The following is a 13,031-nucleotide window of genomic DNA, read 5'->3' as shown; positions in this document are numbered from 1 at the left end:
CGAGGATCGGGCACGGCGGTGATGGATAATCTCAGCATGCGGATCTCGGCGAGAGCGGACTATGCGGTGCGGGCGGCGTTGGAGCTGGCCGCGGCCGGTGACGACACCTCGCTCAAGGCCGAAGCGATCGCCGAGGCACAGGGCATCCCGCACAAGTTCCTGGAGGGCATCCTCGGCGACCTGCGCCGGGGCGGCCTCGTGGTCAGCCAGCGCGGCGGCAAGGGCGGCTACCGGCTCGCCCGCCCCGCCGACTCGATCCCCATCGCGGACGTGATCCGCGTGGCGGACGGCCCCCTGGTCTCGGTGCGCGGCGTACGCCCGCCCGACCTCTCCTACATCGGCCCGGCGGAGTCCCTGCTCCCGCTGTGGATCGCCGTACGCGCCAACGTCCGCAAGATCCTCGGCGAGGTCACCCTCGCCGATGTGGCCGCGGCCAAGCTGCCCGACGACGTCCTGAGCCTCGCGGACGACCCCGAGGCCTGGACGAATCCCTGACCGACGTCTCGTCACGACGAATCCCTGCCCCACGTCTCACTGCTCGGCGGCCCTCTTGACGCGGCCGGGATGTGGCCCGAGACTCCACTACGGGAATCCTAGTGAATTGGTAGGGAAACATGGGCCGCTCCGCGCTGGACCTCGGCAGTGACACGGTCCGTGTCGCCGTCCGGCCGCTGCCCCTGCTGACGTCCCGCCGCCACATCGACCTCGTGCGTGTGTGCAGTGCGGCAAGTTCCCCGCAGGGCGAGGGCGTCGTACCCGCCCGCGCCTGAACCCCACCCCCCACGCTCATCTACCGCATCCCGGCCGCGCCGAAGCCGCCGCGCGCCCTCGCCGTCGTATGCCCGTGACCGAGCACCCCAGGGAGACCCATGTCCGCCCCTTCCCCGACCGCCGTGCCGTCCTTCCGGAGCAGGATCGGCTGTGACGCGCGCAGCGGTTACTACGCCGCGCCCCGCCGCTACCGGCTCCACCTGTCGCTCTCATGTCCGCGCTGCCTGCGGATCGCCGTCACGCACAGCCTCCTCGGCCTCGACGACGTCCTCCCGGTGACGCTGCTGCCCGCCGTGCCCGACGCCCCGGACGGAGGGCACCAGGAGCTGCGCCCGCTGTACGAGGCCAGTTCGCACCAGCACCCCGGACCGGCCGCGGCGCCGGTGCTCAGCGACACCTGGACCGGCACGATCGTGAGCACCCACGCCCCCGACATCCTGCGGGACCTGGCCCGGCGGTTCGGCGGCCACGGCCCGGACCTCTTCCCGTACGGCGCCGAGGAGGCCGTCGAGAACATCGGCCGACTCTGCGAGCAGGGCATCACCGAGGCCGCGCAGCGCGCCGGACAGCCCGACGTCGACCCGGCGGCACGCGACACCGCGCTCGCCACCCTGCTGCACACCCTGGACGCGCTGGAGCGGCGGCTGGCCTGCCAGGAGTACGTACACGGCGACGAACCGACCCTCGCGGACGTCGAGTTGTGGGTGACGCTGGTGCAACTGGACACCGTGCACCGCCATCACCTGGACGCCGCCGCGGTCACCCGCATCACCGACCACCCGCATCTGTGGACCTACGCACGACGCCTCGCGGCCCACCCCGCCTTCGGCGCCCACCTCGACCTGGACGGCATCGCCCGCAGGCACCACGCCCACTGCCGGGGCGAGGAGGCGGCGGGCGCGGCGGTACAGATCGTGGACTGGGCGGCCGCCGCACGCGAGGTCAGTCAGCCGGTCGGTCGGCCGGTTTCTCCCACACCGACACGTGCTTGCCGCTCTCGCTCGTGAACGGCTCGCGCGTCCAGTCCTCCCAGCGGTCGCGCAGCCGTAGGCCGGCCAGCCGGGCCATCAGGTCCAGCTCGGCCGGCCAGACGTACCGGAACGGGATGGACCAGTGCTCGGCGCGGCCGTCGGTGATGGTGACGTAGTTGGAGCTCATCGCCTGGGTGGCGACGTCGTAGGTGTCGAACGCCCAGCGTGTGTCGCTGATGTGGAACGGTACGGCGTTCTGCCCGGGCGGCAGCCGGCGCAGGTCGGGTACGCCCACCTCGACGACGAAGCAGCCGCCGGGCCGCAGATGGGCTGCGGCGTTGCGGAAGCAGTCGACCTGGGCGTCCTGGGTCGTCAGATTGGCGATCGTGTTGAAGACGAGGTAGGCGAGCGAGAACTCGCCCGCCACCCGCGTCGTCGCGAAGTCCCCGATTGTCACGTCGATCGCCTCGCCGCCGGGCTTGGCCCGCAGTCGCTCCACCATCGCGCGGGACAGGTCGATGCCGTGCACCGGGACCCCGCGGCCGGACAGCGGCAGTGCGATCCGGCCGGTGCCGATGCCGAGTTCCAGCGCCGGGCCGTCGCCGGCGAGGTCGGCCAGCAGGTCGACCGCCGGGTCCACCACGCCAGGGCGGAACATGTCGGCCGCCGAGTCGTCGTAGTCGGCAGCGATGTTCTCTCCGAAGTAGCCGTCGTCGTCGATCACGTCGGGACCGTACAGTCGGCCGCCGTCCCTGGGCACGCGATTTTCGGCAGGGCTGTCGATCGGGGTGCCGGCACCACCGTGAGCGGGGGGCTGGGACGACTGCCTTCGCCGACTTCGCCACCTAGCTTCGTGCCTGAAGGAAGCAAGGAGTTGGCCCAAGGCAGTCCTAGGAGACGTCATGAGTGCATTGAGCAGGCGGAACGTGTTGCGCGGGGGCCTGGTCGCCACGACGGCGGGGGTCGTGGTGCCCGGGCTGGGCACGGGCGCGGTCGCGGCGGCGGACGGGACGTCCTGCCCGGCGCCGCCCGGAGCGGCCATGGTCGGCCGCGGCGAGCCGCGGTACCGGTCCCTGGCGTCCCGGGGCTACAACCGTCGGTTCGTGGGCGAGCCGGAGCACGTCTGGGTGGTCGGCACGACCGCGCACGTCGTACGGGCCGTGCAGCAGGCGGTGGACAGCGGCCGGCGCATCACGGTCCGTAGCGGCGGCCACGGCTTCGAGAACTTCGTCGGCGACCCGGCCGTGGAGGTGGTCGTCGACATGTCTGCCATGGCGGGCGTCTCGTACGACCCGGGCCGCCGTGCCTTCGCCGTGGAGGCCGGTGCTCTGCTGGGCGACGTCTACCGGAGGCTGTACCTGGGCTGGGGAGTGACGGTCCCGGCCGGCTGGTGCTCCGGTGTGGGCGTCGGCGGGCATGTCCTGGGCGGTGGCTATGGGCCGCTGTCCCGGCTGATGGGCCTGTCCGTGGACCATCTGTACGCGGTCGAAGTGGTCGTCGTGGACCGGGCGGGGAAGGCCCGCAGCGTGGTGGCCACACGTGAACTCGCCGATCCCAACCGGGACTTGTGGTGGGCCCACACCGGCGGCGGAGGCGGCAGCTTCGGCATCGTCACCCGCTACTGGTTCCGGACGCCCGGCGCCGAGGGCGACGACCCGTCCGGCCTGCTGCCCGCGCCGCCGTCCGGTGTGCTGAGCTTCTCGGTCTCCTGGGACTGGCAGCAGCTCGACAAGACGTCGTTCGCCCGGCTGGTCCGCAACCACGGCGCATGGGCCGAACGGCACAGCGCCCCCGACTCCCCGTACCTCGCCCTCTACAGCGAACTGGCCCTCACCCGCCGCCCGTCGGGCACGGTCTTCATGATCGGCCAGGTGGCCGCCGACTCCGGCGCCGAACGGATGCTGGACGAGCACATCGCCGCGATCAACCGGGGCGTGCCCGTCCAGCCGGTCCGCACCGTGCGGAACCAGGCCTGGCTGGCCGCCGCCCTGGCCGGCTCACCGGGCGACCCCGGCCCCGTCTACCGACTGAAGGTCAAGTCGGGCTACCTGCGCCGACGTTTCACCGACCGACAGATCGAGGCCCTGCACCACCACCTCACCCGCTCCGACTACGACCACCCCGGCGGCAGCCTGAGCCTCTACACCCACGGCGGCAAGGTCAACACCGTGGCCCCGGACGCGACCGCGACCCCCCACCGCGACGCGAGCATCAAGATGTTCTACGCCAACGGCTGGGAGGACCCCCGCGACGACGCCCGGCACATCGGCTGGCTGCGCGAGCTCTACGAGGACCTGTACGCCGACACCGGCGGCGCCCCCGCTGCCGCCGACGGCGCGTTCATCAACTACCCGGACACCGACCTCGCCGACCCCGCCCGGAACACCGGCGCACCCTGGCACGCCCTCTACTTCGGCGACAACTACCGCCGGCTCCAACGCATCAAGGCGAAGTGGGACCCCCGCAACGTCTTCCACCACGCCCTGTCGGTACGCGCGGCCTGAGGGCCGTTCACTCCTCCCAGTCCAGCTGATGCTCGGGCGTCCCCGCAGACCTCCCGTACGCGACCGCCTCGGCCCGCCCATCCTCGTCGCCGCGCCGGTAGCGGAACACCTTCCCGGCGAAGACGACCACACGATCGTCCCCGGCGATGAAGTCGACGTACCAGCCGTTCTCGGGCTCCAGCACCGCCGCGAACGCTTCCGCGAGCGTCGTGACGTCGTCGCCGTCGCTCTCCCACTCGACGAGCGTCCACAGCCCGGGCTGGCCCTCGGCCGCGCTCGCCGAGACGTCGACCCGGCTGACCTTGCGCAGCCGCAGGCCCCGCGGCTGGAAGTCGGCGCCGGGGCGGAGGCTCTCGCCGATGAGGTATCCGGTGATCACGTGCTGTCTCCCTGGGGTCGTGGGGATGTGTGGGATGCCTGCGGGCGACGCTACGACCGTATGGCTGACATCCTGTGTCAGCCATACGGTGAGGAAGTGAGCGCCCGATGCGAGCGGACCGGCTGCTGTCGCTGCTGCTGTGCCTGCAGTCGCGCGGGCGGATGACGGCTCGTCAACTCGCCGACGAGCTGGAGGTGTCGGTCCGTACCGTCTACCGGGACCTGGAGGCGCTCGCCGCCGCCGGTGTGCCGGTCGTGGCAAGCGGTGGCCCGGGCGGGGGCTGCCGCCTGATGGACGGCTGGCGCAGCCCGCTGCTCGGGATCAGCGCCGAGGAGGCCACGGCCCTGCTCGCCGTCTCCGCGGGCGGCCCCCTGGAGAGGCTCGGGCTCGGCGACGCGCTGTCCCAGGCGCGACTGAAGCTGGTGGCGTCACTGCCCGCGGCGGGCCGGGCCGATACGCAGGCCGCCGCCGCACGTTTCCACATCGACACCCAGGCCTGGTTCAGGCCGCCCGAACTCGTCCCACATCTCGCCGAGTTGGTCGACGCCGTGCGGGGCGATGGGCGGTTGCGGCTCACACACCGGCGCCCTGACGGCCGTACGACCAAGAAGACCGTCGATCCGCTGGGACTGGTCGCCAAGGCGGGCGTGTGGTACCTGGTCGCGCGCTCCCGGGACGGAATCCGTGCTCACCGCGCCGCCCGGATCACCGGCGTGGAGCGGCTGACCGGCACCTTCGCCCGTCCCGGCGACTTCGACCTCGCGGAGTTCTGGTCGCGCTGGACGACGGAGTTCGAGGCGAGCCTGGACCAACTCCCCGTCGCCGTACGCCTGACGACCTACGCCCTCGCCGCCCTGCCCGCGATCCTCGGCGACACCAGATCCGCCGCAAACGCGACCCCGGACCCGGAGGACGGCTGGCACCGGCTCACCCTGCACTTCGACTCGCCGCTCGCGGCCCGGCGTCGACTCCTCGGCTTCGGACCGGAGCTGGAAGTGCTCGAACCGGCAGATGTGCGGGCGGACTTGGCGGAGACGGCCCGCCGCATCGCCGACCGTTACGGTCACTGAAAGGCATGGCCGGGAGTACGTCGCCCTCCCCCGAAGGCGGCGTACTCCCGGCCGCTTCCCCCGGCACCGGACAGTGGACTTGTCGCGTCCGTGCGCGTCAGCGGATCCGTGCTGTCACCAGCACATGACCGCCGTCTCGCCCGAACCCCAGTTGGCATACAGACGCACCCGGACGACATAGCGGCGGCCCTTGACCAGGCGGGCCTTGACGGTGGCGTTGTGCGGCGTGCCCCCGTCGTCCTGGGCGGAGAGGTAACGGGGCTCGCCGTCCCGTTCCTCGAAGAGCACCACCACCGTGTCGCTGTCGCCGAAGGTGCCCACGGTGTACTCGCGGGTCTCCGGCGGCTCGACGACGAAGTCGGCCTGCTCGGCCGGCCCGAGCCGCAGCGGTACCGAGCGGAACGGCACCAGCTCCTGCGGCCCCGGCGTTTCGGCCGGCGGGTACCAGCGCCGGACGAACTCCTTGTCGGTCCTGGACAGCACGCCCGCCGGGTTCAGGCCCGCGCGGAACTGCTCCGGCTCCAGGATCAGCCCGGCCGAGAAGGGGTACTCCATGATCGAGTGCGGGTCCCAGACGGAGCCGTTGACCTCGTTCGGGTCGAGCTTGCGCAGGATGTTGAAGAACGTCTTGTCACGGCTCCAGAAGTTCGGCGGGCCCGCCAGATCGGCGAACACGGCCTCGTCGTCCCAGTGGATGCCGGCGAACGGGCTCTGGTGCTCGTGCAGCATGCCGAGCGCGTGCCCGATCTCGTGCAGGGCCGTCGCGCGCTCCCCGGGCACGGTCAGGTCCCAGCCGAAGTTCATCGTGCGGTCGTTGAGGCCTACGCGGAGCGCGTCCCTGCCCACGTTCGACCAGGAGCCGTCCCCCGACTGGAACCCGATGCGCAGCTCGGCCTCCGACCGGTCTCGCACCTCCACGAACGACAGCCCGATGCCGAGGCCCTGCCACTCCTGGAAGCACTCGCGCACGACATCCCGCTGTTCCTTGCCGCCCACCCACGACACGCGCTGGGCCTTGCCGGTCTCCGGGTCGGGGATCACGGATCCGTCGGAGTCCCGGTCGAAGAAGTAGTAGTGCAGCACGGTGCCGTTGACCCACATGCGACGCCCGCTGATGAGCGCACTGAGCCGCTCGGCGGCCAGCCCCGGGGCGAAGGCGGGGGCCGACGCTTGCGCGAGGGAGCAGTAGCGAGCGGTCATGCCGAACAGGTTGCCGTCGACCCGCCGCAATCGCCTGAGTCGAGGGCTACTCAAGTCCCCGTGTATCAGATGTGAGTCACCGCGCTCCTATTGCCGTGATGACTTTCGAACGAGACGCGAAGACCCTGGAACTGCCCTGGCCGTTCACCGGCCGGGAGAACGAACTCGAACTGGTCCGAGGGTCCTTGACCGCCGGTCGGCACGGCATCGTGATCACCGGCCCGGCGGGCTGCGGCAAGACCCGGCTGGTCACCGAGGCCGTCCGCGGCACCGACTGCGTCAGGGTGGCCGGCACCCCCGAGACCCGCCGCATCCGCTTGGCCGCGTTCGCACACCTCGTGCCCGAGACGGCCTCCCTGCACGGCGCGTTCCAGCACCTGTCCGGCGTACGACAGCTCCTGGTCGACGATGCGCACCTGCTCGACGACGCCTCGGCCGCCCTCGTCCACCAGCTGGCCGTGCACGGACGCACCCGTCTCCTGGTCGTCACCACCGACGGCGCCCCGGCCCCGGGCGCGATCTCCCGGCTGTGGACCGGTGAACTCCTGCCCCGTCTCACCCTGGAGCCGCTGCCCCGCGAGGAGACCGCCGAACTGCTGGCGGGCGGAGCCGGGGGCGGTCGCCTGGAGCCGCTCACCGTGAACCGGCTGCACCGCCTGTGCCAGGGGGACCTGCGGCTGCTGCGCGACCTGGTGGGCGCGGTCCGCGAACGCGGGCTGCTCAGCCGGGTCGCCGACTCGGACGAGTGGGCGTGGCGCGGCCCGCTGCCGGTCACCGCGACCGTACGGGAACGTACCGCGCACGTCCTCGACCGCACCTGCCCCGAAGAGCGCGAGACCCTCGAACGCCTCGCCTTCGCCGAGCCGTTGCCCTTGGACCTGGACGAACTCCACCTCCTTGCCCTGGAACACCTTGAGGCCGACTCCCTGGTCCACGTCGACGACCAGGGCGCCGTCCGCCTCGCCCACCCCCTGCACGGCCCGGTGCTGCGGGCCGCGGCCGGCCGGCTGCGGGCGAGGCGGCTGTCCCGTACGCCCGAGCAGTGCGGCGCCGCCCTCGACGTCGAGCGGGCCGCGCTGACCGGCCGCATCGAGCGGACGGACGTACGGGCGATGCCGACGCCCGTGGGGGAGTGGCTGGTCGCGGAGGGCGCGCCGGTGCCGGCCGGGTACGCGGCCGTACGCGCCCGGTTCGCGCGGCTGCGCGGGGAGCTGCGCGAGGCCGCGGCATGGGCGCGGGAGGGGCTGCGGCACGGCGCTGACGATCCGTCCTGCCGCCTCGAACTCGCCCTCGCCGCAGCGCAGTCGGGCGACGCCCCGGCCGCGCACAAGATCCTGGGTGGCCGCCCCCACGGGGGTGGGGCGGTCACCCGGCCGGCAACGGCCCGCGGCGATGCCGACGGGCCTGTCGAGGCGCTCGCCGGCGACGCCGACGGGAGTGTCGAGGCGCTCGCCGGCGATGCGTACGACGCCGTCCGCCTCGGCGCCCCCGAGCGTGCCGTGGGCCGCCTGACCGGGGTCTTCGCCGCACACGCCGACGCGCTCGCCCGCGGCGACGGCCTCGCGCTCGACCAGGTGGCCGAAGAGCTGGCGGAGCGCGGCTTCCTGCTGTTCGCGGCCGAGGCGCACGCCCAGGCCGTACGGGCCCACCGCGACCCGCGCGCCGCCCGCACCGCACGCACGCGTGCCGTCGCCCTGGCCCGCCGCTGCCAGGGCGCCCGCACCCCGGCACTGTCCGGCCTCGTCCTCGGCGAACTGACCGCCCGGCAACGGCAGATCGTCACCCTGGCGGCCACGGGGATGAGCAACCGGCAGATCGCCGAGAAGCTCACCCTGTCCGTCCGCACCGTCGGCAACCACCTCTACAGCGCCTACGCCCGCCTCGGTGCCAGCGACCGCGGCGCACTGCCGTGGCTGGTGGAACTGCCGGACGCGCAGCCGGCGTAGGGGAGTCGGTACCTCCTCCGTCGATCAGGCCGCACCGAACGCCGAGAACGCCCACCCGGTCGCCTGGTGCAGCGCGTCGCCCGGGAGTGCCGCCCGGGCGTCGCGCAGGGCCTCCGCCAGAGAGAGCCCCTCGCTGAGTCCCTTGTGCAGCGCGAGCATCAGCGGCACCACCGCGGCGTCGTTGACGGGGGCCGTGCACGCCACCACCCCGGCCGTGCCCAGCGGCAGCAGCGCGGTGACCAGGCCGAGCAGTTCGTCGGCGCCGACGGAGGCGAACCGGGCGGTGTCGCAGCAGGAGAGGATGATCCGGTACGGGCTGCGGTCCAGGCGCTCGAAGTCGTGCACGATGAGTGGCCCGTCGGCCATCCGCAGCGACGAGAACAGGGGGCTGTCCGTACGGAACGCGCCATGGGCGGCGATGTGGGCCAGCGCGGCCCCGTCGAGCTCCTCCAGTACGCGCGGCACGCGCGCGTCGGCGTGCTCCAGGACGACCGCACCGCCGTACCGGCCGGCCAGGTGCGGCACCTCCGCGCCGCCGGTCGCCAGCCCAGGCCCGCGCACCAGCACAGGGCGGCCGCCCGGCGGCGGCTCGGTCTCCCGGGCACGCAGCCAACTGCTCGCCGACGGCGACACACTGAGCACCCGGTCCCGCAGCGACGGCAGCAGCGCCCACGGCACACGGTGCAGCCGGGCCGGCGGTACGACCACGACGGGGCCCTCGCCCAGATGCGCCACGGCCGGACCGAGCAGCAGCTCCTCCAGTCGCCGCCCCGCCGCCTCCACCACCGGCAGCCGACCCTCCGCACCCGGGTGCGCCAGCCGCCGCAGCCCGGCCTGGACGTGCTCGGCCTCGGTCTCCGCCTCGGCCAGCAGCCCGCCCTTGTACCGGCGCACCCGCCCCCGCCCGCACAACAGCACCTGAACCCGCCCGTCCAGCACGGCGAGTTCGACCAGCCGCACCTCGTCGCCTAGCCGCTGAAGCAGCCGGCCCGGGTCGAAGCGGTAGCCGTCGCCGGGCGTGTCGCCGCGCATGTGCAGCGTCCGGGCACGTATCTCCCGCTCCAGACGCCGCTGTTCACGCTCCAGCACCGGAAGGGGACGGGCCTCACTGCGGGCCTCCTCGGCGCGCGCCGCGATCTCCCGGAACGCCGTCAGGTCGCTCTGCAGCTCCGGATCGGCCGGCGGCCGGGTCGGCGGCGTCGACAGCGCGGTGGCCCGCCAGCGCTCGCTCCACACCAACAGCCGGCGCGGGCTGCCGGAGTCGAGGCTGGCCTGCTGGGCCAGCGCGGCGAGCTCGGCGCCCTGCGCGGTGGCCCGGGCCCTGAGCTCCGAGGCGCCCAGCGTCATCCGGTGGGCGTCGAGCACGTCCAGGCCACGCCGGCAGGCCTCCAGGACGCCGCGCCCCGACCCGGCCGCCTGCGCCCGCAGCGCCTGCGCCGCCCAGCCCGTCATCCGCGCCAGCGGCGGCCCGCTGCGCCTGCTGCGGGCGGCGACGGCCAGATGCTGCTCGGCGTCGGCCCGCCAGCCCAGGGCGAGCGCCATCCGGCCCGCGAGCAGCGACGCCTCCGGCGCGGCCGGCGCGCCGAAGGAGGCCAGCCGTTCGGCGACCGCCGCCGTGTCGGCCACCAGTCGGCCCGAGCTGCGCCCGGCGGCCACCCGCGCCTCGATCAGCACCAGCCGGGCGTGCGTCTCCCACCACATGCGCCGCTGCCCGGCGAACAGCCGTACGGCCATGTCGGCGCGCGCGATCGCCGTGTGCGCCTCGCCCGCCAGCCGGGCGGCACGCGCGGCGGCCAGCAGCAGCTCCGCCTTGCGGGTGGACTGGCCGCCTATCCCGTCGAGCACGGAGATCGCCGCGTCCGCCTCGGCCAGCGCCTCCGGGGCCAGCCCGGCCGCCATCAGCACCTCGCAGCGGCGGATGTTCAGCATGAACGTCGGCGTGCCTAGCTTGGCGTACCGCTCCTCCGCCTCGTCGAGCAGCCGCAGCGCCGCCGGGATGTCGCCCGACCGGAACGCCGCGAGACCCCGGCTCTCCACCGCGTCGGCCTTGTCGTGCTCCTGGCCCGTGGTGTCCCACAGCGCCTCGGCCGCCGTGAAGTCGGCATCCGCACGGTCCATCGCGCCGAGCGCCAGATGCACGGTCGCGCGCAGGGTCAGCGCCCGCGCCGTCCAGATGACGTCCTCCGCCTGCCGCAGCACGGGGATCGCCTTGCGTACGTCCTCCAGTGCCTCCCGGTGATGACCCAGGACCCAGCGTGCGTAGGCCCGACGGAACAGCACGCGCGCGCGTGTGTGTCCGCTGCCGCGCGCGACCCCGCGCTCCAGCGCGGCCAGCCCCTGCTGAGTGCGCCCCGCATGCACCAACGCGACCCCGAGCGCCGCCAGGGCGTCCGCCTCCCGGTCGGCCGAATCCGCGCGTGCCGCGAGATCCCGGGCACGCCGCAGGTGGTACAGGGCGATGCGCATGTCGCCCCAGTCCCGCTGCCAGATGCCGATCACCTGGTGGGCGACGGAGGCGTGCCACGGCGACGGATCGGCGTCGAGCACCCCTTCCGCCCTCGCCAGCGCGTCGTTCGGGGCGGCGAACACCATCGGCAGCAGTTCGAGAACCGAGTCGCTTCCCGCTGTCACTCCACGGATGGTAGTTGCCACGGAACCGTGCCACACCGGTTTGGCGCTGTATCAATGAGCGACCGTCAGGCTCTGACTGACGAACGTCGCCTCAGGGGGAGGACCCGCCATGGCACCACAGCGATTCCACGAGCAGTTCGAGCAGATCCAGCGCTCCATGCCCGACGTCCCCCTCGCGATGGGACCGGACGACTCCGCCGAGTTCATCTACGAGAAGGGCTACGTACTGGTCCGCGACGGCGAGGACGCCCGTGTCGTCGAGGACACCGTGCGGGCGCACTTCACCGCCCACCCCGACCTGGTCCAGGACAACGTGCGCCGCGCGAGCCCGCAGACCAACCGCTCAGGCATCACCCGCATCCAGGTCGGTGACCCCGGCGAGGGCGACCGGAGCGGCGACCCGACGGTCGCGCACGCCCTGCGCGCCCTGCGCGAGACGGAGGGACGGGCCGGACGGCGCATCGTCAGCCGCAACCACCTGGTGGGGATCACGGGGCGGGTCAACTCCTGTCCCGGCGACGAACCCGTGCCGGCCCCGCTCGTCGGCGGGATCAACCCCGCGGCGGCCGAGGGCGTCCACGACCCGGACACCGCGGTCGGCGTCCTCGTCATCGACACCGGCCTCGTGCACGACTTCCGCTCCTTCCCGCTGCTGGCCCACACCGAGGGCGATGCCCAGGTCAAGGAGTGCGACGACGACGGCATCCTCCAGCAGTACGTCGGCCACGGGACCTTCATCGCCGGGCTCGTCGGCGCCGTCGCGCCCAACACGGACATCACGGTCCGCAACTCCCTCAACGACGCGGGCGCCATCCTGGAGTCCGAGTTCGGCGAGAAGCTCTTCGAGGCCGTCGACGTGGGCGGCTGGCCCGACATCCTCAGCCTCTCCGCCGGCACCTCCAACGGCCGCACCGACGCCCTGCTCGGCGTCGAGGCCTTCATGCAGGAGCTGCGCGACCAGCGCACCCTGCTCGTCGCGGCGGCCGGCAACAACGGCAGCGCCATGCCCTTCTGGCCCGCCGCCTACGCCGACCTGCCCGACTACCAGGACGTCGTGCTGTCGGTCGGAGCGCTGCGCGGCGACGGCGAGTTCGGCGCCTGTTTCAGCAACCACGGCGGCTGGGTGAAGGTGTACGCGCCCGGCGAGCGCCTCACCAGCGCCCTCACCGGCTTCGACGCGCCCGTGCCGTACGTGTACCAGCACTCCACCTACGACGACTGCCGGTACGGCTTCGGCTACTCCTGCACCTGCCAGTCCCCGCGCCACACCGGCGTGTTGAGCGAGCAGGGCGGCACCACCAAGCCCGACCAGGTGATGTTCGAGGGGCTCGCGTACTGGAGCGGCACCTCGTTCGCCACTCCGATCGTCGCCGGCATGGTCGCCGCCCACATGACCGCGCAGCAGGAACGCGACCCGCGTGTCGCCCGGTACAAGATGCTCGCGGCGAACTCCGGGTTCGCGGAGGTGCGGGGGGCGCATGTGCCGGCCCTTCGCCCTCCGACCTGGCGCCCTGCCCCCGTCACGCCCCCGGCTCCTCGCTCATGAGGGTCGGAACCGT

Annotated in this window: 11 protein-coding genes; 7 read left to right on the top strand and 4 right to left on the bottom strand. The window is 73.2% G+C overall.

What is annotated here, in order from left to right; all coding sequences use genetic code 11:
• Positions 1-36: 36 nt before the first annotated feature.
• The 3 genes from EHO50_RS41300 to EHO50_RS41295 all read left to right on the top strand — a co-directional run bounded on the left by EHO50_RS41300 (position 37) and on the right by EHO50_RS41295 (position 1,778).
• On the top strand, positions 37-495 hold the full coding sequence (locus EHO50_RS41300) for an RrF2 family transcriptional regulator (RefSeq protein ID WP_128437054.1): 459 nt from the start codon (positions 37-39) through the stop codon (positions 493-495).
• 119 nt (positions 496-614) lie between these two features.
• Positions 615-770, top strand: coding sequence for a hypothetical protein (locus EHO50_RS44365; RefSeq protein WP_164905101.1), 156 nt, complete (start codon positions 615-617; stop codon positions 768-770).
• 99 nt (positions 771-869) lie between these two features.
• Positions 870-1,778: a glutathione S-transferase C-terminal domain-containing protein gene (locus EHO50_RS41295; RefSeq protein WP_128437005.1), complete on the top strand. Its 909-nt coding sequence runs from the start codon at positions 870-872 to the stop codon at positions 1,776-1,778.
• Here EHO50_RS41295 and EHO50_RS41290 read toward each other — a convergent pair.
• A complete protein-coding gene (locus tag EHO50_RS41290; protein ID WP_128437004.1) occupies positions 1,714-2,466 on the bottom strand; it encodes a class I SAM-dependent DNA methyltransferase in 753 nt (250 codons plus the stop codon). The genes EHO50_RS41295 and EHO50_RS41290 overlap by 65 nt on opposite strands.
• A 178-nt stretch (positions 2,467-2,644) precedes the next feature.
• Between EHO50_RS41290 and EHO50_RS41285 the strand changes: the two genes are divergently transcribed.
• Positions 2,645-4,246: an FAD-binding oxidoreductase gene (locus EHO50_RS41285; protein ID WP_128437003.1), complete on the top strand. Its 1,602-nt coding sequence runs from the start codon at positions 2,645-2,647 to the stop codon at positions 4,244-4,246.
• A 7-nt stretch (positions 4,247-4,253) separates the two neighbouring features.
• Here the strand turns inward: EHO50_RS41285 and EHO50_RS41280 are convergent, their stop codons facing one another.
• Positions 4,254-4,625, bottom strand: coding sequence for a hypothetical protein (locus tag EHO50_RS41280; RefSeq protein WP_128437002.1), 372 nt, complete (start codon positions 4,623-4,625; stop codon positions 4,254-4,256).
• A 107-nt stretch (positions 4,626-4,732) separates the two neighbouring features.
• Between EHO50_RS41280 and EHO50_RS41275 the strand changes: the two genes are divergently transcribed.
• Positions 4,733-5,695 (top strand): helix-turn-helix transcriptional regulator, encoded by a 963-nt coding sequence (locus tag EHO50_RS41275; protein WP_128437001.1) that lies wholly within the window; start codon positions 4,733-4,735, stop codon positions 5,693-5,695.
• 114 nt (positions 5,696-5,809) lie between these two features.
• Here EHO50_RS41275 and absR1 read toward each other — a convergent pair whose 3' ends face one another.
• Positions 5,810-6,895 carry a beta-glucuronidase AbsR1 gene (gene absR1, locus EHO50_RS41270; protein ID WP_128437000.1) on the bottom strand — a complete coding sequence of 362 codons (1,086 nt, stop codon included), beginning with the start codon at positions 6,893-6,895 and terminating at the stop codon, positions 5,810-5,812.
• Positions 6,896-6,993: 98 nt separating this feature from the next.
• Between absR1 and EHO50_RS41265 the strand changes: the two genes are divergently transcribed.
• A complete protein-coding gene (locus EHO50_RS41265; RefSeq protein WP_128436999.1) occupies positions 6,994-8,841 on the top strand; it encodes a LuxR family transcriptional regulator AbsR2 in 1,848 nt (615 codons plus the stop codon).
• A 24-nt stretch (positions 8,842-8,865) separates the two neighbouring features.
• On the opposite strand, the gene EHO50_RS41260 is transcribed toward EHO50_RS41265, so the two are convergent.
• Complete coding sequence (locus tag EHO50_RS41260; RefSeq protein WP_128437053.1) at positions 8,866-11,433, bottom strand: CHAT domain-containing protein; 2,568 nt, start codon at positions 11,431-11,433, stop codon at positions 8,866-8,868.
• 148 nt (positions 11,434-11,581) lie between these two features.
• Between EHO50_RS41260 and EHO50_RS41255 the strand changes: the two genes are divergently transcribed.
• Positions 11,582-13,018, top strand: a complete 1,437-nt coding sequence (locus EHO50_RS41255) for a S8/S53 family peptidase (protein ID WP_128436998.1) — start codon at positions 11,582-11,584, stop codon at positions 13,016-13,018.
• Positions 13,019-13,031: the final 13 nt, after the last annotated feature.

It is taken from the genome of Streptomyces cyaneus, assembly GCF_004028635.1.
Lineage (GTDB): Bacteria > Actinomycetota > Actinomycetes > Streptomycetales > Streptomycetaceae > Streptomyces > Streptomyces cyaneus.
The sequence above is the reverse complement of the archived record's forward strand: the minus strand, read 5'-3'. Positions and strand labels throughout refer to the sequence as shown.

Coding starts and splice junctions, on each gene's coding strand:
- EHO50_RS41255 (WP_128436998.1), top strand. CDS start 11,582: ATGGCACCACAGCGATTCCACGAGCAGTTCGAGCAGATCCAGCGCTCC.
- EHO50_RS41265 (WP_128436999.1), top strand. CDS start 6,994: ATGACTTTCGAACGAGACGCGAAGACCCTGGAACTGCCCTGGCCGTTC.
- absR1 (WP_128437000.1), bottom strand. CDS start 6,895: ATGACCGCTCGCTACTGCTCCCTCGCGCAAGCGTCGGCCCCCGCCTTC.
- EHO50_RS41260 (WP_128437053.1), bottom strand. CDS start 11,433: ATGGTGTTCGCCGCCCCGAACGACGCGCTGGCGAGGGCGGAAGGGGTG.
- EHO50_RS41275 (WP_128437001.1), top strand. CDS start 4,733: ATGCGAGCGGACCGGCTGCTGTCGCTGCTGCTGTGCCTGCAGTCGCGC.
- EHO50_RS41300 (WP_128437054.1), top strand. CDS start 37: ATGCGGATCTCGGCGAGAGCGGACTATGCGGTGCGGGCGGCGTTGGAG.
- EHO50_RS41295 (WP_128437005.1), top strand. CDS start 870: ATGTCCGCCCCTTCCCCGACCGCCGTGCCGTCCTTCCGGAGCAGGATC.
- EHO50_RS44365 (WP_164905101.1), top strand. CDS start 615: ATGGGCCGCTCCGCGCTGGACCTCGGCAGTGACACGGTCCGTGTCGCC.
- EHO50_RS41285 (WP_128437003.1), top strand. CDS start 2,645: ATGAGTGCATTGAGCAGGCGGAACGTGTTGCGCGGGGGCCTGGTCGCC.